We start from the raw sequence: 20,068 nt of genomic DNA, 5'->3' as shown, positions 1-20,068 counted from the left end.
TCGGATCTCAGATACATTAACAGAGTATAAACTTAATCCGTATTACATTAAACCTTGCACAACAGACCAGAAATTTTGGACTATCGCATTATCTTGTGGACTAAGTTCAGATTTTGCATTTGCTAATCTTTGTGAAACATTTTCCACTAAGGCTGCAGACATAGCTTGTTGTTCATCCCCACTATCGGTTGCGGCCAACGAAACTAAACCGCGAAGATAGCCCCCGGCAAAGAGCGTATCACTATCAACATCTTGCTCAAAAAGATTATCTAAATATTGGTAAAGATCATTTAACGTATTTATTTTTTCTATCATGGTTTTCTATTCTTTATTGTCGTCATGGTTCGTATTATACCGATTCTATTAAATTAAATAAGCTTGATCCAAATATTGTTATTGATATATTGAACACAAGTAAAATTTAAAGTTAAGGTGTGACTATGCTAAAACGAGAAAAAACAGGTCTTATTGTTGTTGATATCCAAGGAAAGCTGGCACGCTTAGTTCATGATAGTCACACGTTAATTTCGAATTGTGAAAAACTCATCAAAGGAGCAAAAGCGCTTGATTTACCGGTTATCTTACTGGAGCAAAATCCTGATAAACTTGGTGCTACCACTGATGAACTAAAAACGTTACTAGCAACCAACTCTCCAATTACTAAATTTACTTTTGATGGATGCGCAGAGCCTTCATTCATCGAACAAATTAACACGATAGATGTTGATACTTGGCTTATTTGCGGCATTGAAGCACATATTTGTGTTTATCAAACAGCATTGCATTTACATCTACTAGGCTTAAAAGTACAGTTGGTGACAGACTGCATATCGGCCAGAACTCTTGTTAATAAAGAGTTAGCAATAAAAAAACTTATTAATAGAGGCCTTGATATTTCTGGGCTAGAAATGTGTTTATATGAACTTGTTAAAGATTGCAGGGCCAGTGAATTTAAAGAAATTCTTAATTTAGTTAAATAACCTGTGCTGCTTGATTAATATAATCTAAGTACGATTTAATAAACAAGCAGAGACCTCTAACAGACAGTTATAGTTAAGAAAAATTTAAAAGAAAACTAAAAGCGATAAGATTAACTTGGTGGATCAATATTATTAGCAATACTATTATTTAAGCGAAACCAACCCGCTATAGAATAACGATCACGTTTTGCCGGTAGAACTTCATGAACAAACTCTTCACTTAAAAAAACCACTATTGTGCCAAAACTTGGGATCACCGTTACTTTTTTGTTATCAATAGCAGCTGAAGCTGGTAGCTTTTTATCGTATATCACTAACTCGCCAGCATCATCTGCTGACCAATGTTGATTAAGGTATACCACAACAGATAACACGCGATTTCCCTCACCTTTAAAAGCATCTTTATGTTTTTTATAAAAATCGCCTTTGGTATAACGAGCAAAGTGACTCTCAAAAGAAAATAAACCGAGAAATAACCGTCTGTTCAAATAAGCCTGTAATGCCGCAGCCCATGATATCCACGCACTGCCAGCTTCACTACTTCCTGTTATCCAACTGATTTCATCTGTTCTGATAAAATCATTAATTATATGATCTTTAGCGCGGCCAATACCTGCCCGTTTAAAGTTTGATTCAGGTAATTCGGTAATATGGTGTAATAATAAATTGGTTAAATTTTCAGGTAATGCATAAGGTCGAATACTGTAACCTTTTTCAATAATATCATTCGCGATGAATTCAAATAGCGATTCAAACAATGATGAATCATCGTCAAGAAGGCTAGCTTTAGGTAGGTTCATGGTCTGTTCTATGGTGTAATTGGGCAAGTAATAGCCACATTAAAAGGATAAATCTAATTGTGAACATATGCGACGAGTAACTTTTGATGCACAATATCAGCTATTCATCTCAACGTCTGTTTTATATACTAATAAAAACCCTTTATCTATCTTTTATTTTTACCCGAGATAGACATAAAAGTTAAGACCTTAAACATAGGTGCCTTACGAGCTAATATTTTACAAACTAAAAGCTTAAAAAATAACAAGTTTCAAGTTTCCTAACAACCATAGTGTAGAATCAACGGATCACAATACAATGTTATTAAAACTATCAGCACACAATAAATCTAGCCAGAGCTATTATGAAAATAAATTACTAGGGCTCAGTGTCGGCATTCAAGATAGTAATAATCATATGAAAAGAGCAACGTCACATGACAGCGATAAGTTCGTCACTATAGTAGAGGGCTCTGCTGAAATAAAGAACACAATTACGGGTAAAGTTGATAAGGTAAATCAGGGAGAAAGCTTTGTTATTCCACAAGGTTATACTTATCAATGGCAACAAAGTGCTAATTTAATCACTTTTCATCTTACTTACCTAGCATCGGAACAGTCCTTACCTATATCAGAAAAACTTAAAGATATTTTTTTTATTGATGAAAAAAATGAAACTCCTTGGCAAGACACGTCTGACGGTTACAAAAAAAAGGTTGAATATCAAAGCTATAACAAAAAATTTACCGCAGGAGTATGGCAAGGAGGACAATTTAAAACAGGGCTTATTGCCTTTCCTTATAATGAATTCATTTTAGTTAAATGTGGCACTCTTATTTGTACTGATGAACAAGAAAATATACACACAATTAATACAGACGAAGCACTATTTATTCCTCAAGGTACTCGTTGCTCTTGGACGTCTCAAGGAAAAATTAGCCTTCACTTTGTACAAGTCAAAAAAGATTAAATATTTTTTATATTATTCGGTTACCCTAAACGCTTCAGCAGATAGATGATGTCGATTCAATAACTTGTAAAACTCAGTACGATTGCGCTGAGCTATTTTAGCTGCTTGAGATACATTCCCTTCCGTTAGCTTTAATAATTTAGCTAAATAATCTCGTTCAAACTCATCTTTAGCTTGCTGAAATGAAGGTAATGAACTACTTTCGTCACGCAAAGCATTTTTAACTAAACTCGCGACAATTATACTTTCTCGAGATAAAGCGACACTCTGCTCAACAACATTTTGTAATTGCCTAATATTCCCAGGCCACGGAGCAGCAATAAGTACCTCCATTGCTTCTTGCGAAAAACCATTAATATCAAGACTGGTTTGTTTACTGCTATGATTAAGAAAGTGTTGAGCAAGTAAAGGAATATCTTCTCGACGTTCTATTAAGGGCGGCAATTCTAGTTCAACCACATTTAAACGATAATATAAATCTTCTCTAAACGTTTTTTCTTTTATCGCTTCCTGCAAATTTTTATGAGTAGCTGAAATAATTCTAACATCAACTTTAACGGCTTGTGTACTGCCCACAGGACGCACTTCTCTTTCCTGTAAAGCTCTGAGTAACTTAACCTGAAACCCCATTGGCATATCACCAATTTCATCTAAGAATAATGTGCCTCCGTTACTGGCTTGAAAAAGTCCTTGGTAACTTTTATCCGCTCCCGTAAATGCGCCTTTAACGTGACCAAATAACTCTGATTCTAATAACTGTTCTGGAATTGCGGCACAGTTAATCGCCGTAAATGGTTTATCAGAACGATGGCTTGCCTGGTGAATTGCTTGTGCTAAGAGCTCTTTACCAGTACCACTTTCACTATGGATAAGTAAACTAAAATCACTTGTAGCAACCTGCTTTGTTTGTTGCAATAACGATTCCATAATAGCGCTACGACTAATTATTTTCTCACGCCATGTCGCTTCTTTATCTTTATTAGTAGAGCTTGAAGGTTGTAAACGAATAGCTTGAGCAACCGTTTCAAGTAACTGTTGGCTTTCAAAAGGTTTAGTTAGAAAACTAAAAACACCTTGTTTGGTTGCATTAATCGCATCTGGTATTGTGCCGTGTGCGGTCATAATAATAACGGGGACATTAGGTGATTGTTGACGTATTTGTTCAAATAACGCCATGCCATCCATTCCTTCCATACGTAAATCGCTAATCACTAATTGGGGGTGAAAACTTTTTAACATACCCAATGCCACTTTTGCATTAGCTGCAGATTCAACTAAATACCCCGCTGCAGATAGACGTATACCTAATAAACGTAATAAGCTAGGATCATCGTCAACAATTAAAATTTTATCTTGCTCAATATTCGTCATGGGTTGATGATCTGATAATTTCATAATTTATTGTCCATGCTCACTAATATTTTGCTCAATTTTTTTCAGCTGAGTTATTTGTTCTGTTAACTGTTTAACGGTTAATTCGAGTGCTGCAATTTTATTCACTTGCTTTTTCTCATTAATTCGATTTTTAGTCACTTGCTTATCATAAGCAAGCTCCTGATTAATTAACTTCTGGAATAAGAATAACTGCTGATTTAATTGATCTTTAAGTAAACGGATAAAAGCTTGATCAGCTGTACTCAATGGATAATTCTGATACGTTTTTAATTGTTCATTTAGTTGAGATTTAGCCGAATAAACATTATGAATAGAAGAATTAGGCAAGCTATATAATAAAATTAAATTAATTCCAGCTTCAATATTACCGGCTCGCTTTTTAGCCTGTTGCTCTTCTATCTCTTTTTGCAGCTCAGCGTCTGATAGTGTCTTAAGTTTGAGATAATACTGACCAAAGCTAACGGTATTAGTGACAATCGTATTATTGGCATCTTCTTCTGTGCTTTGAGGCGATAAAGATTTCTCAATCGGTACAGTATTTTGACATGCAGTAATTCCAATACTAATAAACACAATAAAAAGAGCTTTATAGAATTTAAAGCCTTGCTTTATATCCTGTGCATTTATAACTAAATTCATTGCTTATCTCCAATACCAACACTATTAAGTATGATTTTCATTGTTGTACCACTAGGCGGCTTTGTTTGACTAATAAGCGTAATGTCACCATTTAATCTCATCAGTAGTTCTTTCACAATAGTTAAACCAAGACCACTACTTTTAATATTATAATCTTTGGCTGGTGTTCCTTGATAAAAAGCATCAAAAACTTTACCTTGTTGCTCCTTTTCAATACCGCTCCCTTGATCGCTAACGGAAAATACCAACTGATTATTACAAATAACCGCGAATATTTTTACCATTCCGTTTTCAGGTGAATATTTGATAGCGTTAGATAATAAATTATCAATAATAACATTGAGTTGCTTCATATTACTTTCAATAGTGATATTGGGGTAATCTTTTTCTATTATGATATTTTTGCGTTTAATATCGAGTATTCTATCATTTAAGACTTGTTCAATAAGTTCTGATAAATTAATCGTTTCCTTATCTTGCAAACTTGTAGAATCTAAAACAATATTAAAATCAAGTAGCTCTTCAATTAACCGTTGTAATCGAGTTGTACTGTTACGAATAATTTTAGTTATCTCCTGTTGATCACTATTAAGCGAACCAACACTGTTATCATAAATTAACTCTGTACCTTCTCGTATTGCGGCTAATGGCGTTTTTAATTCATGAGAAATATGCCTAATAAAGCTCGATTTTTGTAACTCTAGCGCATGTAAGCGGCCTCTCATACGATTTAATGCATCATTAATCTCTTTAATTTCAAGAAAACCAGCAACATAGTCCGTAGGTAAATTAGTATCTTGTTCAAAATTACCTTGCTGAAGTCTACCTATTTTTAGAATTAACCGTTTGAGAGGCTGAGTGATTAATACAATAAATATCCCTGCAATTAATAATGAAATTGGGATAATAAATAGACTTTGTAATAAGGTATGGCTTACTTTCTCTGTAGCATCTTTGATGCCTTGCGCTTGTTGACTGATAAACTCGCGGCTACGCGTATCTATTTCCTCATTAATATTAATCAACCGTTTAAACTGACTCTGTAATTCTTCTAAAGACGTTACCACCACTACACTATCAGTATTTAATGTCGTCGTGCTAGGAATCATTATACTCTGGTGCACCTGAAGTATTGCTGTTGAGAACTGTTCACTCAACTCTTTAATTACCCTATCATCAAACTGATGTAGCTTCTCATTGGTTGCCTGTAATATTTGTTGTTCAATAATGTAGTTATCTATTAATTCAATATCTTGCAGTACTAAGTATTGGCTAGCGTACCTTTCCATTTTCTTTAATGTATTATTTATTTTTTGGTTGGTATTAATTAATTCTGCCACAGTAAAAATAGAACTAGCCCCTTGCTTAGAGAGTTCATTCACCTGCTTAGCACTGTATAAAAGCGCTAAAACTAAAGGCAATGCAACGAGTGTAAATCCCAAAAAAGTTAATGTCTTTATTGATAACGATTTTACTCGATTTAATTTACTACCAAGATCGATCTTCAATTTCTTCAGCCAAAGCACCCTGAATAACTCCTTATCATTAATTCAACGCCTTTTTATGTCATTTTTAATGTAAATACAATGATGTCTCAAATTGGAGACAAATATCAGAATAAAAAACGACTCTATTACCCATTGATTTATAAAGATTTATTTTAAAACAAGGACTTTTAATTTCATAAAACTTTATCACACCAATAAACCTGTCGCCAAAAAGAGACACACCTACTAGAGAAAACACCTAAAAATAAAAAATATACCAATAAAAACAACGAATTACAAAGTAGGCATGGAGTATGCAATCACTGTATTCGAACACATAACAGAGCATAAATAATGCATATACACTGATTTATTTAACTCATTATGGATTTTATCGTAAATACACATCGAGCGTTGCTCGACTACAAATAAAAAGGTATCAAAATGAAAAACATTAATTTATTCAAAGTTACTGTAATGGTAATTACTGCGGCTCTTGCTTCTAATTTTGTTAACGCTGAAGATAAAATAAGTACAGCGATAGAAAGTTCTCAGCCAACAATGGCTAAAGTCGAACAACAACTTAGCTTCCCTGCATTAATCACCGAATTAGACGGCGATGCAAATGGCATGTTAAGCCAAGATGAAGTTGCTGTTTCTCACCTAACCTTCTTGCAAGAAGAGTTCAATAATATCGATGCCAATCAAGATGGCCAAATTGAGGAAGCTGAATTTAATAGCTTTATCGCTCAGCTGAAAGATAAAGTAACAGATATGGCTAATACTGAAGATTAGTATTTTAGGCTATTAAGATCTATTAAGCCGGCTGTCCCCTTACAGTCGGTTTTTTTGAGCATTTAGTGCGCTCTAATTAAAGCTAAACAATTGAACCAATTCAAAAAAGTTACTTCCCACTACAAAAATGTAACGTTAATAGGCAAAACATTGATTAAATTTATCCCTAAGAGAATAGTACTTCAATTAACCAATGACACAAGCTATGTATCATCCTTTTCGAAATCATTAACTCAGCATTTAAAGCTTTACTTTATATTCGTCATTCGCCCCTTGCGAGCTCATTAGTAAATTATAAACGGAGATTCACATGAAAAAGCACTTCGCCAAAAAGACACTAGCTATAGCTATTATTGGCGCTCTCAGCTCTGTATCAATAACGACCTTAGCACAAACGGATACAAATGAAGGTGACATAGAAACAATTGAAATTAAAGGCTTTCGCGGTAGTTTACTTCAAGCAAAAGACTTAAAACGAAATGCATTGGGTACGCAAGACTCAATTGTAGCTGAAGATATCGCTGACTTTCCAGATCTTAACCTTGCCGATGCATTGCAGCGTATTCCTGGTGTTGCCATTACTCGTGAAGGTGGTGAAGGCCGACAAATTTCATTACGTGGCTTAGGCCCAGATTTTACCCAAGTTCAGCTTAATGGAATGGAAGCATTAGGTACTTCATCTTCGGCTATGGATAGTCGTGGCTCAATCAGTCGCTCACGCGCTTTTGATTTTAACATTTTTGCTTCTGAGTTATTTAACCGTGTTGATGTGAACAAATCTTTCTCAGCCGACATGGATGAAGGTGGCATCGGTGGAACAGTTAATTTAGTAACTGCAAAACCTTTTGATTATGATGGCTTTAAAGGGGCGATTAGTGGTCAAATAGGACAAAATACTTTAGCCGATGGTACAAGTCCTCGAGTAGCTGCATTAATTTCGAATACATGGGGAGATTTTGGTGCCTTAGCATCGATCGCCTACAGCAAACGTAATACCAATGAACAAGGCTTTAATACCTATCGTTGGCGATTAAAAAATGCAGATGGGTCGGATATTTCGGCTCTATCTCAGGAAAACCAAGATGCTGTTAACAGTGGTGACCTAAGGTTTTCACGCGGTAGCCGTTATTCTTCATTTGAAAATGAACAAACCCGTATTGGTGCAACCGTTGCTTTGCAGTATCGTCCTAGTAGTAACTTTAAAATAGGGTTTGATGGCTTATACGGTGTTTTGGATAACGACCGTAATGAATTTCACCTGCAAAGTAGAGGCTCAAGCTCTACTGCTTTAGGCTGCACAGGCCCAACTTATAGTAGTATCCAAGCAGAAGCTAACGCACCTATTTGCTCAAGTTTAGTCGATATACAATATAATGCGGGTAACGAAGTAATCTATTCACATTTTGAAAACGCAGCGATTCACTCAGAAAGTCGTCAACAAAATGCTGATACTACATTAACCCAAATGGTGTTAAATAGTGAATGGAGCATCACTGATAGCTTCACTTTAAAAGCATTAGTTGGTCACGCTAATAGTGATTTTGATACTGGAAGCACTAAAGTCTATTTGGAATCCTTTGGTGATCAAACAATTGACTATACTAAGAATCAATTTTATGGCATTAACACCTATGGCTATGATGTAACCGACGTTGATGAGTATAGGTACCACGAAATAGATCTAGAAGAAGATCAAATATCGAATAGCTTTGACCTTGCCAAGCTAGACACAATCTATATGTTAGATAATGCTGGTACTATCTCTGCAGGTATTTCCTTAAAAAACTTTAAAAATGAAGCATGGGAAAACAAAACTGACAATATATTACGTACCGAATGGGAACAAGGAGATATAAGCGATATTATTGACCCTAATGTAACTTATACCTATACAGGACATAACGAACAACAGTGGTTAGTTGTTGACGTACCTAGCGTATTAAATGCCTATGGCATTGATAGTAACTTACCTCAAGCTAGCTATTCAAACCAAGTAGAAGAGGAGACCTTAGGCGCTTATTTACAATACGAATTTAGTGCTGACTTTTCTAATGGCTTCTTACGTGGCAATATAGGTGCTCGATATTACAATACAAACATTAGTTCCGTAGGTTTAGTCAATAATGAACTTACTGAAGTAACACAAGAATACTCTGGTGTATTGCCAACATTAAATCTAGCTTGGGAGGCGACCAATAACCTAGTGATACGGGCAAGTATTGGAAAAAATGTTACACGCCCTTCATTAGCGGCATTAAATGCAACAGGAACAGTACAAAATGATCCTAACTCAACAAATGGCCTGAGCATTTCTGCAGGTAATCCAGGACTACAACCATTTGAATCAACTAATTTTGAAACAGCAATAGAATATTACTTCGATGAAGTCGGTTATGTATCTGCCGCCTACTTTACTAAATCAATTGACAATTTCATTGTTACCAATACAACCTCATTAGCGTATGGAAATACTGGCTATTCATTATCATTTTTAGGTGACGTTGATGGCAATGGTAATCCACAAACATCAGATACCATATATACGGTTATTCAGCCAATTAATACCGACAAAAGCAATATTAGCGGTTATGAAATGGCATTTCAGCGAGATTTAGACTTTTTACCAGAGCCACTAAATAATATGGGGCTAATTATTAATTATACTTATGCCGATGGCGAAGCCTTATATCGCAATGTGGGTAACACTGGAGTTGATGAGTTTAAATCGTTCCCTGGATTATCTGAGCATTCAGGCAACTTTACCATTTATTTTGAGCAAGAAAATTGGGGAACACGTATCTCCGCAGCTTACCGTAGTGATTATATTTCAGATGTCTCATCAAATAGTGATGAAGATGAACGTGGTTACCATGCAACCACCTATGTTGATTTTTCAGCTTTTTACAATATATCGGAACAATTAAAAGTAACCATTGAAGGTACCAACTTAACTGATGTGAAAGAGGAACAGTACAGTGACTCAGCAGACAGACTATACAATGTAACTGAAAACGGCCGTACTTTCTACTTAGGTGCTACCTATACGTTCTAACAAATAATGTTTACTAATAAAATAGCAATGATGTCATAGCATTTTTTAAATATAGTCCAGTTATTGTTAGTTTAATATACTTAGCTGATAGTTTATGCTGTCAGCTTTTTGGATCGAACAATTAAGAAAAATCATAATTGTTATATATCAACAAGAGGCATATAAGATGAATGAAAAAATAACTCGTCATATTAAAATAAATGATTGGATTTTCGAAGTAAAAATGGTGAAAGCTATACGTGTTGAAAACTATGGAGAGCCCTATAGTGCAGTCGCTAATATTAATTTAAATGGTAATAACGCATACATTGACGGCATGATGCAAAAAAATTTATTACAAATAAGCACTAAAGACATCGCTGCTATTGAACAATATTGTGACAAAATGTCAATCGATGACATAACATTTGATACACAAGCCCCTAAATTACATAGCTCCCCATTATTTTCATTACCTACAGGGTAATAACGATCAGAGAATACCTAAATAGAGCGTGATCGATAAAGTACTCACTTAAATTACTCATCTTCAGTCATAACTAATAAATGAATAATTATCGTCATTCTAGAAACTACCTCACAGTAACTATACAACTACATGCTTTTATTCGCATTAACAGGAAATAACTCCACTGATTTTTTTCTTTGAAAAGTAAACCAATTTATCCAACCAAAACTAATACAAACAAGCCACATAAAATAGTCAATCAACAATAATTCATTCCTTTCAATACCGACATTACGTATTAATGCTGACCATTTAAAGAAACCATTACCAGCCTTAAATTTATATACTCGCTCCCCCTGCTTTGCCCATAAATAATTATATTTAAAACAAAAGTCATGCAATATCACTGGAATTAACAGCAGCCCTGTCGGTGAAAAAAAGATCCATACGATTGATGGATAGGAGCTACCGTCAAATACAAATCCCTTAGGGATAATAATGACCCTTTTATTTGGTAATACATAATGCCAATCTTCAACAAGTTGCCATTGCCTTTTTCTAAAAAGTAAACGCCATAGCTTAGAATAAAACGAAAAACGTTGTGTCTTAATGGCAAAGGGCTGTAATTTTGGCATTTCCATAAAATTTATCACATTATTAATAGTTAATAATGTAATTCTATAGTTAAATGTGTAATAGATTAAAACGTAAAATTTCACTTAGTTTAATTAAAAAAATTTGTTGAACAACGGCCTATTAGGAAAAGTAATGTCTTTAGAGTTATTACCTGAATATATTGAAAAAGTAGATGAGCTTTTTACTCATGAATTACCACTCAATGCACTTACCGTAGAAATTGAACGTGAATTGTTACCCGAAAATACTGCCATTCTACTCGAAGCGTTTCCAATAAAACCTCGTTTAATGCTTTGGAAAGAATTCAGTAGTGAGTACCAGCAAAATATTTTCCTAGAGATGAAAAATGAATCTAGGCAAATGCTATTAAATGCTATGGATGATGATGCATGTTTACCGCTGTTTGATAAATTAGATGCTAATAGCTTACTTGAACTTACCGAAGATCTAAGTGTTCGCTTTATTGAGTATGCGATTTCTCAAATGACAGCAAAGCAGCGCGAACATTTCAAAAAAGCACAAGATTATTCAGAAGACGAAGTTGGCCATTGGCAAAGTTTTGATGAGCACAAAATCCTTGCTAAGTTAAAAGTATCGTCAGCAAAGAAAATTTGCTCAAAAAAACAAGCTGCTTGTAGTGAAGTTATTTATATTATTGATAATAAATCTGTTTTACTCGGTGAAATAGCGATTAATAAATTATTACTTTTAAATGATGAACAACCATTAAGCGAGTTAGTCGATGAAGAGTTTATAGCATTAGACAGTACTAAAAATATAGATGAAGCCGCTGAAGCAGTAATTCTTTCAGGTAAATTGGCATTACCCATCATCGACGAAAATGGTTGCTTAACTGGGCGCTTAGACTTACATACAGCATACAAATACAAAGAACAACAAAAAGATAATCAGTTAATTCAATCAGCCGGTTTAAGTGAAGAAGAAGATTTATTCTCTAGTGTATGGCTAAGTAGTAAAAACCGTGCGATTTGGTTAGGTGTTAATTTAGTAACCGCTTTTTTAGCTTCTTGGTTTATCGGATTATTTGAAGCTACATTACAACAAGTAGTCGCTTTAGCGGTACTAATGCCTGTTGTTGCTTCAATGGGAGGAATATCCGGTAGTCAAACATTAACGCTAATTATTAGAGGGTTAGCATTAGGACAAATAAGTGACTCGAATAGACAAGCTATCATCAATAAAGAACTAAAAGTTGGAGCAATAAATGGCATACTCTGGGCAACAGTCATCGGTATAATTACTTTTTATTGGTTTTCAAATCCTATGTTATCAGTCACCATTTGTCTCGCGATCTTAGGTAATATTCTAGTTGCTTCATTATCTGGAGTTTGGATCCCTTGGATACTAACTAAGTTTAAAATCGATCCTGCTTTGTCAGGAGCTGTAATCTTAACTACCGTCACAGATATATTTGGTTTTATCGCATTCTTAGGCTGCGGTACATTGTTATTGTTATAAACATTTTATAACAAACTATACTTTTGTTAGAGATAACAATTTAGAGGTAATTATGAGTCAAGCAGCGTTCATTTATGGTTATTATTTTGATCAAAGTAGCCCAAACGACACTATTTCATCACTCGATACGTTAGAAAGTAATCGCCCTTACTGGTTGCATTTTGATTATACGAAAGACGAAACAAAACAATGGCTAGAACAGCAAGAACACTTAAACCCTGTTGTTATTAGCGCGTTACTAAATGATGAAACTCGCCCTAGAGCAACCATGCTTAATGACGGAGTATTATTATCATTAAGGGGGGTAAATCTAGCACCTAATAGTGATCCTCAAGATATGGTATCTATCCGTATATGGTTCACTAAAAATAATATTATCAGTACACGTGCTCGTACGTTATTATCAACCAAAGATATAGCGACTAATTTTGATAACAATTGTGGCCCTAAAAGTGCGTCTGAATTTATCACTTTAATGACCGAAAATTTAATCGTAAGAATGAGTCAAACGCTTTATGAAATAGAAGATAATGTATCAGAAATAGAAGAGAACACCCTAGCAGCAAATAGTTATGATCTACGAAATGAGCTTTCTGACTTACGAAGACAAATTATATCTCTTCGACGTTATTTATCACCTCAGCGAGAAGCGATGACTCAATTAGTAAGTGATAAAATCACACTTTTTTCTAACGAAGAAAAAATACAATTACGAGAAACCTCTGATCATTTAACACGCTACATTGAAGATTTAGATTCTATTAAAGACCGAGCAATTGTCTGCCAAGAGGAGCTAAACAATAAATTAGCCGAACAAATGAATAACAGAATGTTTGTGCTATCGGTTGTTGCCGCAATATTTCTTCCTTTAGGATTCTTAACCGGCTTATTAGGGATTAACGTTGGCGGTATCCCAGGTTCGGATAACACCAGTGCATTCAGTATTTTTATCTTAATACTTATTGCTGTAGTGGTATTACAAGTTTGGATCTTCAAAAAGAAAAAATGGTTTTAGTTTATTTACCGAAGGTTTGTATTCACAAACCTCTTGAATACTCCAATAAAAAAACATGTAGCTATTATCACGCTTTAAAACCTAACATGTATTTATAGATTCAGTTGTTTCAAGTGACCGCTGTAGTGACTTTGTTGCCAGTCATTATAAATACGAACGTAGAATTGAGGCCAATGACTCCTGCAAGCTCATAACAGTCGTTGGGTATCTATCTAAGGCCGCTAACTTTTGCCACAATGTAGTTATTAGTAATAACGGAGTTACAACAGATTTAGATTAGTTTTTGTATCAATAACACAACTTGTTATTTAAATTGCTAATTGATGGGTGTCCCAAATTTTTCGGGGGTTTGTATTCACAAACCTCTTGAATACCCCAATAAAAAAAACATCTAGCTATTATCACGCTTTAAAACCTAACATGTATTTATAAATTCAGTTGTTTCGAGTGACCGCTGTAGTGACTTTGTTGCCAGCCATTATAAATACGAATGTAGAATTGAGGCCAATGACTCCTGCAAGCTCATAACAGTCGTTGGGTATCTATCTAAGGCCGCTAACTTTTGCCACAATGTAGTTATTAGTAATAACGGAGTTACAACAGATTTAGATTAGTTTTTGTATCAATAACACAACTTGTTATTTAAATTGCTAATTGATGGGTGTCCCAAATTTTTACGAGCTTGCAAGCGTCCTAATTGACGCGTTTGTTATATTTTTCCCCACATGAAATGCTGTGAGGCTATAAATGCTATGCTCCCAGCATAAATGGAATATGCTATGCCATCCGAAATTTGCGCTGACTCAATCCCGTGAAAGTCAGGAAAGTACAATTCACGATATCGTCCGATGTCACCCTTGACTCTATAAAACTTCTGGCCAAGATTGGGAATATCTCCGATGTCAAACATTTCTAGCGCGTTCTCTTTGATCGCTTCCTCTAGTTTCTCTTCTAGCTTCTGCAATTGTTCTCGTTTACTTTCATGTAATTTCCGATATTCATCAAGGTAAGCCAAGGTTTCATTGAAAAGACTCGGCTCCTCACTGCTTGAAATTCTGGTGTGAATTTCCTTTACACTATCCCAAAAGACAGTCGAAGAATTAATTTTCTCTTCAGGTGATTGGGGTGGACGTTCTTTTTTGAGAAATGAAAATATCGATTTTTCTGCTTCTTTTTTCTCATAACGACGAACGTCATCTTTTATGTATTTAAGAGATCTAATTCTATCTGTGAGATTCAGGCCAGTCTGATAAGTTAGCTCATGGTCGTATGCTTCCCTCACAAGAGTTATGGCCTTGTGAAAACTATGCCGCAAGTAAGGATGACCACTACTTCCATTATCATATTTATCAAAACACTCGCCGATACTTCTGCTTGCAACTAATGCAGGATATGCCAGTTCCTTTGTGATCATTTCAAACTGGCGATTAACATCACTGAGTAGCAATACGTACTTCTGACTTGCTTCAGTCAGCGCGACATTTGATGACAGCCTCAAATGTTCTTCAGATATTTTCTGCATTTGCGCAGATGTCGATTGCGATGATTTAACTGAGTACCTATATGCCAAAAACGCAACAATTAAACTACAGATAGCAATCAAGTCTGATGTTTCTATTTCCACGTTTACTCCTAACTATCAGAAAAATATAACGCCCTAATAATGAGCAAAAAATTGTTGGCTGAAATGTTGTGAAACGAAAACAGCTAACTGTTTTTTGTCCTTATTAGCTTGTTATAACTCACTTGCTACTTTAGGCTTCTTTTTTGACCAGTACCAGCAATATAACCAACTAGCAGGAAAGAAAAGGAAACTTAATAGGAAAGTATAAAACCCTACAAGTGGTAGGTTATCAGATTTTCCTTTGGCAAATTTCAAAGTTAAATACAGCATAACTAAGAAATTAATAAATATGACTTGACCTGCAAAAGTTGCATTTATGTTCATTTTTGCATCCTTACACTCAACAGTGTGGTGAGATATAACGCCCACTTAAGCGGACAAAAATTGTTGGCTATAATATTGAGGAACGAAAACAGCCAACTGTATTTTGTCCTGATTAAACAGCTTGTTATATTTACATTACGCTAACACTTGGTTTAGGTAAGTTTCTATATCTGCACTTTCATCTCTAGCAAATTTGATATTTAGAATGAAAGTAGATAACGCCAACCAACTAATAGCAAAACTAAAGTTGAAGGCTAAGAATAAAGCTATAGCGGGAACACCACACCAAATTAACATGGTTAGTAATATTCAATGGTTTGTCTTTTCGATATAATTTAACGGCCTTATTTACGATCTCTATTTTCTTAGTATGCTTGAGATCTTTTAACCTTTTATCATCATATAGTTTGAAATAAAACACTGAACCTCCTTGTAAATATAACGCTTTGCTAAGCGGCAATAAAATTGTTGGCTAAAATAGCGAGGAATGAGCAAAAGCCAACTGTTTTTTGTCCGTTTAAGCAACTTGTTAGATGAATGAATAAATACTGGCTGCAATACCGATAACACCAGCAATAAATGTAAACACCCAATGATTTGAAAACCACTCACCAAGGGCTTTTATAGAGCCGCCATTTAATTCCCACCAAGTAGATTTGGTTATTAGGCTACCATCAAGCGTGCGACCTAGGAAATTACAGAAAACATCGACTTTACGTAATGTAGATTGATGAAGTTTTACAAAGTCTTTATTTTCAAAAGCCGCCGCTTCACCTGGCCCGTCAAGTAGATCCTTAGCGGTAATAAAGTTCATTTCCATTAATTTAACAATACGAGGGTGAGGAGCATAACCATTGGTATAAAGTGCAATTAAGACTCTTGAAAGATCTACTTTTTTTGAGTCATCTAAAATATGTGGTTCACCACCTAGAATCTTAAATCTATGCTCAAGAGCTGGAAAACCATAATTTATGTCACGCATATTCCAATGGATCCAGTAATGTGAAGAATGATACTTCATGAACTCATAAAACTCTTGAAGCATTTCTTTTTCAAGCATATCGTAATTCTGTTCGATTTCAGCGAACTCAACATGCTTTAACTCTGCAATTTTATGTATAGAGAAAGATGTTGTTTGTCCGCTTTCATAGTTTCTAACAGCAATAGATGTAACTCTTGGTGTTTGTCCCTCTGGCCGATCATAAAAACTTTCACAGGAGTAGTGAATGACTAGTACATGCTCTTCTTTTGAAGATAACTCATTTATTTTTTTACGAGCTTTATTTCGTCTTTCTAGTTTTTTAATTTCAGATGCCACTACTCTATCCTTGACTTCATCTAACAGCTTATTATGTATACGGCTCAGTAATGTCCGTTTCATAATTATTATTTAATTCGTAATAATATCTCATAACTTCAACGGATTAGAAACAATAAAAATATAATATAAACCGAAGTACAGATATTACTAAGCCGGCTCAGTAACGTCTATACTTTATAAAAACTACAAATCAACGTAAATTCAGTTAGATAGGCAGTTATATTGAGTGATGTTTGCCATTTGTAATATATTACTGAGCCGGCTCAGTAATATATTTTTATAAGTATGTTTGATATTTATTTAATTAAAAACTATAACTGTATATACATACAGATAACAGGGTTTAATTATGTCTCCATCTCCTTTTTTAGAAAGCATACGTCATATTATTCGTACGATGCACTACAGCATACAAACTGAAAAAACCTATTTAGTATGGATAAAGCGCTTTATTCTATTTAATCAAAAGCGTCACCCTAAGGATATGGGAGAAGAGGAAGTTAGTAACTTTTTAACTCATCTTGCCGTTGATCGGAATGTAACCTCATCAACACAAAACTTAGCCTTATGCTCCATTGTTTTTATGTACAGACATGTATTTCAAAGAGAATTAACATTATTGGCGGGTACAATTAGAGCTAAGACACCAACAAGAGTGCCTACTGTATTATCAAACGATGAGGCCATGGCTATTATTAACGAATTAAAGCCGCCCTATCACCTCATGTTTAGCATACTTTATGGATGTGGGCTAAGAAAAGCAGAGCTTCTGAGATTACGAATAAAGGATATAGATTTTTCAGGTAACTCAATTTATGTATTTCGTGGTAAAGGAGCTAAAGATAGGATAACACTGTTACCCAGCACTCTGATAGACCCATTAAAAGACCAAATTGCAAAAGTTGAACACATTCACCAGAAAGATTTAGCTGAAGGTCAAGGAAAAACGAGTCTACCTGCTGGATTAGCCCGAAAATACCCATATGCTATTACCGAGTTAAAATGGCAATACATATTTCCTTCTACTGTTAAGTGTCAACACCCAACAGACGGCTATTTTTGTCGTCATCATCTACATTGGACAGCACTAAGCAAAGTCCTTAGAAAAGCATTAATAAAAACAAATATTCATAAACGCGTTACCGCTCATACTTTTAGGCACAGCTTTGCCACGCAATTACTATTAAATGGTGCCGACATAAGAACAGTACAGGAGCTACTAGGACACGAAGATGTTAAAACGACTCAAATTTATACTCATGTTATAGGTCAACATTCTTCTGGAATTTTAAGCCCTATTGATAGAAATAAGCATTAGAAAATATAGGATAAAAAAATTAAGGTTAACGTCAACAATACGCACTAAGTGATCGTTAATATTTCAAACGTGAATGACAGCTTTGGTCGCTCAGGAGCCAGTCATTGCGTTGCTCAATCGAATTTGGTGTGTTACGACAGCTATGGCTCCTGCAAGCTCATTGCTGCCGTTTATATTCTATTTTTAACGTCAACTATGAACCTATAACGAAGTTCGCTTGCCCGCCCTCTGCTGATTTGAAATATCCTTTCAAACCTACCAGCTCTTGATGGGTACTGCTATTAAGGATGACAAACTGGCTTTTGGCTGATCCTTCCTCAAACTTTCCATCATGCTTTATCGTCAATTTACAAGGTTTTCCTGCTATATTTCCCACAAGGAACTCAAACCCGATAAAAGTAGCGTTTCCGTTAGGCTCATAATTCATTTGAAACTTAATTTCACTTTTACCTATAATATCACCACTGTAATCTTGGCAAACAATCGCAGTAGTCAGCTTTCCCCCTTCATCAAACGATTTTTCAATAGACTCTTTCCAATCAATGATTTGAAATATTCCCTTCAGTTGCATAATGACCTCTTGTATATTCAATAGAAAACTTAGCGTAAGAATACCATGGGCGTTAATCATGGTATTGTAAAAACACGACATTGAATTGAGAACTGTTTTGAAGAGTAACGTTAAAAATCCAACAGGAGTGCAACATCACAAGCTTAGTGCAGAGCGATATCACTTACGCAGGTACTTTCCTGATGAACCTTTGATAGAATTAATCGAACAATTTTGGCTTGTGAATTGGGATCTTAGAGATGAAAAAAACCATACGCAGAAAAACTTACCCGATCCAAACTTTCATTTAATATTAGATAATCGAAAACTAAAATTAATTGGCCCTATTAGTAAAACCTATTCTTATAAAATGGAAGGTGTTGGGAAAATTATTGGAATAAAGTTTGCGTTGGGAGCGTTGACAGATTTTTTAGAATCGCCCCTATCTAAGTATGTAGACAAAGAATTAGATTTTCAGCAATTAGTAGACTTTGATGCGGACACGTTTATTTCAGAGCTGGATGGGCTACAGGACGATGAACAAATAGTTGATTTATTGCAAACTTATATGACTCCCTTTGTAATAACATCTTCATCAGAACTGATAAGAGTCAGGGAGCTGGTTAATCGAATAAAAAATGACTCAGATATCACCAGAGTTGAGCATTTGTCTAAAAAATCAAACCTTTCAATTCGCACAATTCAACGTTGTTTTAAATACTATTTAGGGCTAAGTCCTAAATGGTTAATTCGTAAATATCGTCTTCACCAAGCATTAGAACTTATTGAAAAAGAAGATGTGAATTTTTTAGATATAGTGGAATGGTTAGGTTATACAGACCAATCTCATCTAATTCGAGACTTTAAAGAAATTATTGGTGTGACACCAATAAATTACATTAACCAATCGTACTGATAAGCTGAAATTTGTGCTTTATGCACTCTAGTAGTTATACAAATACAATTCCGTGAACGACCGCTTTGCTGGCATTGCTGCCTATCATCGTGAAGATAGCTAAAAGTCTTCTGAATACAAATACAACTCAAAAGCTATTGATGCTAATGACCGTTTTGTCGGTTATGCTCTAGCTAGTCAAACAAAAAATAATATCACCCAAGCACAAAATGAACTTAATTTTATTCATGATAAACCAGATGTAATTAAGTGCTTATACTAAATGTTCTCAAATGGTAACTTTAGACTATAATAACTGACATCTTCAATGTAATTAGCTGATTAAATTTATATAACAGCC

19 protein-coding genes are annotated in these 20,068 nt (G+C 34.9%); 9 read left to right on the top strand and 10 right to left on the bottom strand.

All coding sequences use genetic code 11. From position 1 onward, the window contains the following. Positions 1-42: 42 nt before the first annotated feature. Entirely contained in the window at positions 43-315 is a 273-nt protein-coding gene (locus KO509_RS03765; protein ID WP_215971955.1) for a YfcL family protein, read from the bottom strand. Positions 316-440: 125 nt separating this feature from the next. Between KO509_RS03765 and KO509_RS03760 the strand changes: the two genes are divergently transcribed. Beyond that, positions 441-980, top strand: coding sequence for an isochorismatase family protein (locus KO509_RS03760; protein WP_215971954.1), 540 nt, complete (start codon positions 441-443; stop codon positions 978-980). 110 nt (positions 981-1,090) lie between these two features. Here KO509_RS03760 and KO509_RS03755 read toward each other — a convergent pair whose 3' ends face one another. Next, positions 1,091-1,780, bottom strand: coding sequence for a 2OG-Fe(II) oxygenase (locus KO509_RS03755; protein WP_215971953.1), 690 nt, complete (start codon positions 1,778-1,780; stop codon positions 1,091-1,093). 298 nt (positions 1,781-2,078) lie between these two features. On the opposite strand from KO509_RS03755, the gene KO509_RS03750 reads away from it, so the two are divergent. Next, positions 2,079-2,729 carry a hypothetical protein gene (locus KO509_RS03750; protein WP_215971952.1) on the top strand — a complete coding sequence of 217 codons (651 nt, stop codon included), beginning with the start codon at positions 2,079-2,081 and terminating at the stop codon, positions 2,727-2,729. A 12-nt stretch (positions 2,730-2,741) separates the two neighbouring features. On the opposite strand, the gene KO509_RS03745 is transcribed toward KO509_RS03750, so the two are convergent. Genes KO509_RS03745 through KO509_RS03735 form a run of 3 tightly spaced genes read right to left on the bottom strand, consistent with a single transcriptional unit; the run spans position 2,742 to position 6,289 of the window. After that, entirely contained in the window at positions 2,742-4,124 is a 1,383-nt protein-coding gene (locus KO509_RS03745) for a sigma 54-interacting transcriptional regulator (RefSeq protein ID WP_289847518.1), read from the bottom strand. Positions 4,125-4,127: 3 nt separating this feature from the next. Next, the gene (locus KO509_RS03740) at positions 4,128-4,763 is read right to left on the bottom strand and encodes a hypothetical protein (RefSeq protein WP_215971951.1); all 636 of its coding nucleotides are present in this window, start codon (positions 4,761-4,763) and stop codon (positions 4,128-4,130) included. Then, positions 4,760-6,289 carry a HAMP domain-containing sensor histidine kinase gene (locus tag KO509_RS03735; RefSeq protein ID WP_215971950.1) on the bottom strand — a complete coding sequence of 510 codons (1,530 nt, stop codon included), beginning with the start codon at positions 6,287-6,289 and terminating at the stop codon, positions 4,760-4,762. Before KO509_RS03735 ends, KO509_RS03740 begins: the two co-directional genes overlap by 4 nt. Positions 6,290-6,694: 405 nt before the next feature. On the opposite strand from KO509_RS03735, the gene KO509_RS03730 reads away from it, so the two are divergent. The 3 genes from KO509_RS03730 to KO509_RS03720 all read left to right on the top strand — a co-directional run bounded on the left by KO509_RS03730 (position 6,695) and on the right by KO509_RS03720 (position 10,563). Further along, positions 6,695-7,045: a hypothetical protein gene (locus KO509_RS03730; RefSeq protein ID WP_215971949.1), complete on the top strand. Its 351-nt coding sequence runs from the start codon at positions 6,695-6,697 to the stop codon at positions 7,043-7,045. Positions 7,046-7,355: 310 nt separating this feature from the next. Then, entirely contained in the window at positions 7,356-10,097 is a 2,742-nt protein-coding gene (locus tag KO509_RS03725; protein ID WP_215971948.1) for a TonB-dependent receptor, read from the top strand. Between the two features lie 166 nt (positions 10,098-10,263). Beyond that, positions 10,264-10,563, top strand: coding sequence for a hypothetical protein (locus tag KO509_RS03720; RefSeq protein ID WP_215971947.1), 300 nt, complete (start codon positions 10,264-10,266; stop codon positions 10,561-10,563). Between the two features lie 128 nt (positions 10,564-10,691). Here KO509_RS03720 and KO509_RS03715 read toward each other — a convergent pair whose 3' ends face one another. Then, positions 10,692-11,186 carry a DUF1353 domain-containing protein gene (locus KO509_RS03715; protein WP_215971946.1) on the bottom strand — a complete coding sequence of 165 codons (495 nt, stop codon included), beginning with the start codon at positions 11,184-11,186 and terminating at the stop codon, positions 10,692-10,694. Between the two features lie 127 nt (positions 11,187-11,313). On the opposite strand from KO509_RS03715, the gene KO509_RS03710 reads away from it, so the two are divergent. Continuing rightward, positions 11,314-12,660, top strand: a complete 1,347-nt coding sequence (locus KO509_RS03710) for a magnesium transporter (RefSeq protein ID WP_215971945.1) — start codon at positions 11,314-11,316, stop codon at positions 12,658-12,660. Positions 12,661-12,712: 52 nt separating this feature from the next. Then, positions 12,713-13,675: a zinc transporter ZntB gene (locus KO509_RS03705; RefSeq protein WP_215971944.1), complete on the top strand. Its 963-nt coding sequence runs from the start codon at positions 12,713-12,715 to the stop codon at positions 13,673-13,675. A 709-nt stretch (positions 13,676-14,384) separates the two neighbouring features. Here the strand turns inward: KO509_RS03705 and KO509_RS03700 are convergent. The 3 genes from KO509_RS03700 to KO509_RS03690 all read right to left on the bottom strand — a co-directional run bounded on the left by KO509_RS03700 (position 14,385) and on the right by KO509_RS03690 (position 16,941). Then, a complete protein-coding gene (locus tag KO509_RS03700) occupies positions 14,385-15,299 on the bottom strand; it encodes a hypothetical protein (protein ID WP_215971943.1) in 915 nt (304 codons plus the stop codon). 459 nt (positions 15,300-15,758) lie between these two features. After that, on the bottom strand, positions 15,759-15,920 hold the full coding sequence (locus tag KO509_RS03695; RefSeq protein ID WP_215971942.1) for a hypothetical protein: 162 nt from the start codon (positions 15,918-15,920) through the stop codon (positions 15,759-15,761). A 232-nt stretch (positions 15,921-16,152) separates the two neighbouring features. Beyond that, on the bottom strand, positions 16,153-16,941 hold the full coding sequence (locus tag KO509_RS03690) for a hypothetical protein (RefSeq protein ID WP_215971941.1): 789 nt from the start codon (positions 16,939-16,941) through the stop codon (positions 16,153-16,155). Positions 16,942-17,293: 352 nt separating this feature from the next. Here KO509_RS03690 and KO509_RS03685 point away from each other — a divergent pair, with 352 nt between their 5' ends. Further along, positions 17,294-18,262 carry an integron integrase gene (locus tag KO509_RS03685; RefSeq protein ID WP_215971940.1) on the top strand — a complete coding sequence of 323 codons (969 nt, stop codon included), beginning with the start codon at positions 17,294-17,296 and terminating at the stop codon, positions 18,260-18,262. Positions 18,263-18,455: 193 nt separating this feature from the next. Here the strand turns inward: KO509_RS03685 and KO509_RS03680 are convergent, their stop codons facing one another. After that, positions 18,456-18,914: a DUF3224 domain-containing protein gene (locus tag KO509_RS03680; RefSeq protein WP_215971939.1), complete on the bottom strand. Its 459-nt coding sequence runs from the start codon at positions 18,912-18,914 to the stop codon at positions 18,456-18,458. Positions 18,915-18,930: 16 nt separating this feature from the next. Between KO509_RS03680 and KO509_RS03675 the strand changes: the two genes are divergently transcribed. Continuing rightward, positions 18,931-19,728, top strand: a complete 798-nt coding sequence (locus KO509_RS03675) for an AraC family transcriptional regulator (protein WP_215971938.1) — start codon at positions 18,931-18,933, stop codon at positions 19,726-19,728. The last annotated feature ends 340 nt before the right edge of the window (positions 19,729-20,068 follow it).

Source organism: Colwellia sp. C2M11 (assembly GCF_018860915.1).
Lineage (GTDB): Bacteria > Pseudomonadota > Gammaproteobacteria > Enterobacterales > Alteromonadaceae > Colwellia.
The sequence above is the reverse complement of the archived record's forward strand: the minus strand, read 5'-3'. Positions and strand labels throughout refer to the sequence as shown.

Excerpts from the sequence above, each read along its gene's own strand:
- KO509_RS03765 (WP_215971955.1), bottom strand. The coding sequence starts at position 315 with ATGATAGAAAAAATAAATACGTTAAATGATCTTTACCAATATTTAGAT.
- KO509_RS03760 (WP_215971954.1), top strand. The coding sequence starts at position 441 with ATGCTAAAACGAGAAAAAACAGGTCTTATTGTTGTTGATATCCAAGGA.
- KO509_RS03755 (WP_215971953.1), bottom strand. The coding sequence starts at position 1,780 with ATGAACCTACCTAAAGCTAGCCTTCTTGACGATGATTCATCATTGTTT.
- KO509_RS03750 (WP_215971952.1), top strand. The coding sequence starts at position 2,079 with ATGTTATTAAAACTATCAGCACACAATAAATCTAGCCAGAGCTATTAT.
- KO509_RS03745 (WP_289847518.1), bottom strand. The coding sequence starts at position 4,124 with ATGAAATTATCAGATCATCAACCCATGACGAATATTGAGCAAGATAAA.
- KO509_RS03740 (WP_215971951.1), bottom strand. The coding sequence starts at position 4,763 with ATGAATTTAGTTATAAATGCACAGGATATAAAGCAAGGCTTTAAATTC.
- KO509_RS03730 (WP_215971949.1), top strand. The coding sequence starts at position 6,695 with ATGAAAAACATTAATTTATTCAAAGTTACTGTAATGGTAATTACTGCG.
- KO509_RS03725 (WP_215971948.1), top strand. The coding sequence starts at position 7,356 with ATGAAAAAGCACTTCGCCAAAAAGACACTAGCTATAGCTATTATTGGC.
- KO509_RS03720 (WP_215971947.1), top strand. The coding sequence starts at position 10,264 with ATGAATGAAAAAATAACTCGTCATATTAAAATAAATGATTGGATTTTC.
- KO509_RS03715 (WP_215971946.1), bottom strand. The coding sequence starts at position 11,186 with ATGGAAATGCCAAAATTACAGCCCTTTGCCATTAAGACACAACGTTTT.
- KO509_RS03710 (WP_215971945.1), top strand. The coding sequence starts at position 11,314 with ATGTCTTTAGAGTTATTACCTGAATATATTGAAAAAGTAGATGAGCTT.
- KO509_RS03705 (WP_215971944.1), top strand. The coding sequence starts at position 12,713 with ATGAGTCAAGCAGCGTTCATTTATGGTTATTATTTTGATCAAAGTAGC.
- KO509_RS03695 (WP_215971942.1), bottom strand. The coding sequence starts at position 15,920 with ATGTTAATTTGGTGTGGTGTTCCCGCTATAGCTTTATTCTTAGCCTTC.
- KO509_RS03685 (WP_215971940.1), top strand. The coding sequence starts at position 17,294 with ATGTCTCCATCTCCTTTTTTAGAAAGCATACGTCATATTATTCGTACG.
- KO509_RS03680 (WP_215971939.1), bottom strand. The coding sequence starts at position 18,914 with ATGTCGTGTTTTTACAATACCATGATTAACGCCCATGGTATTCTTACG.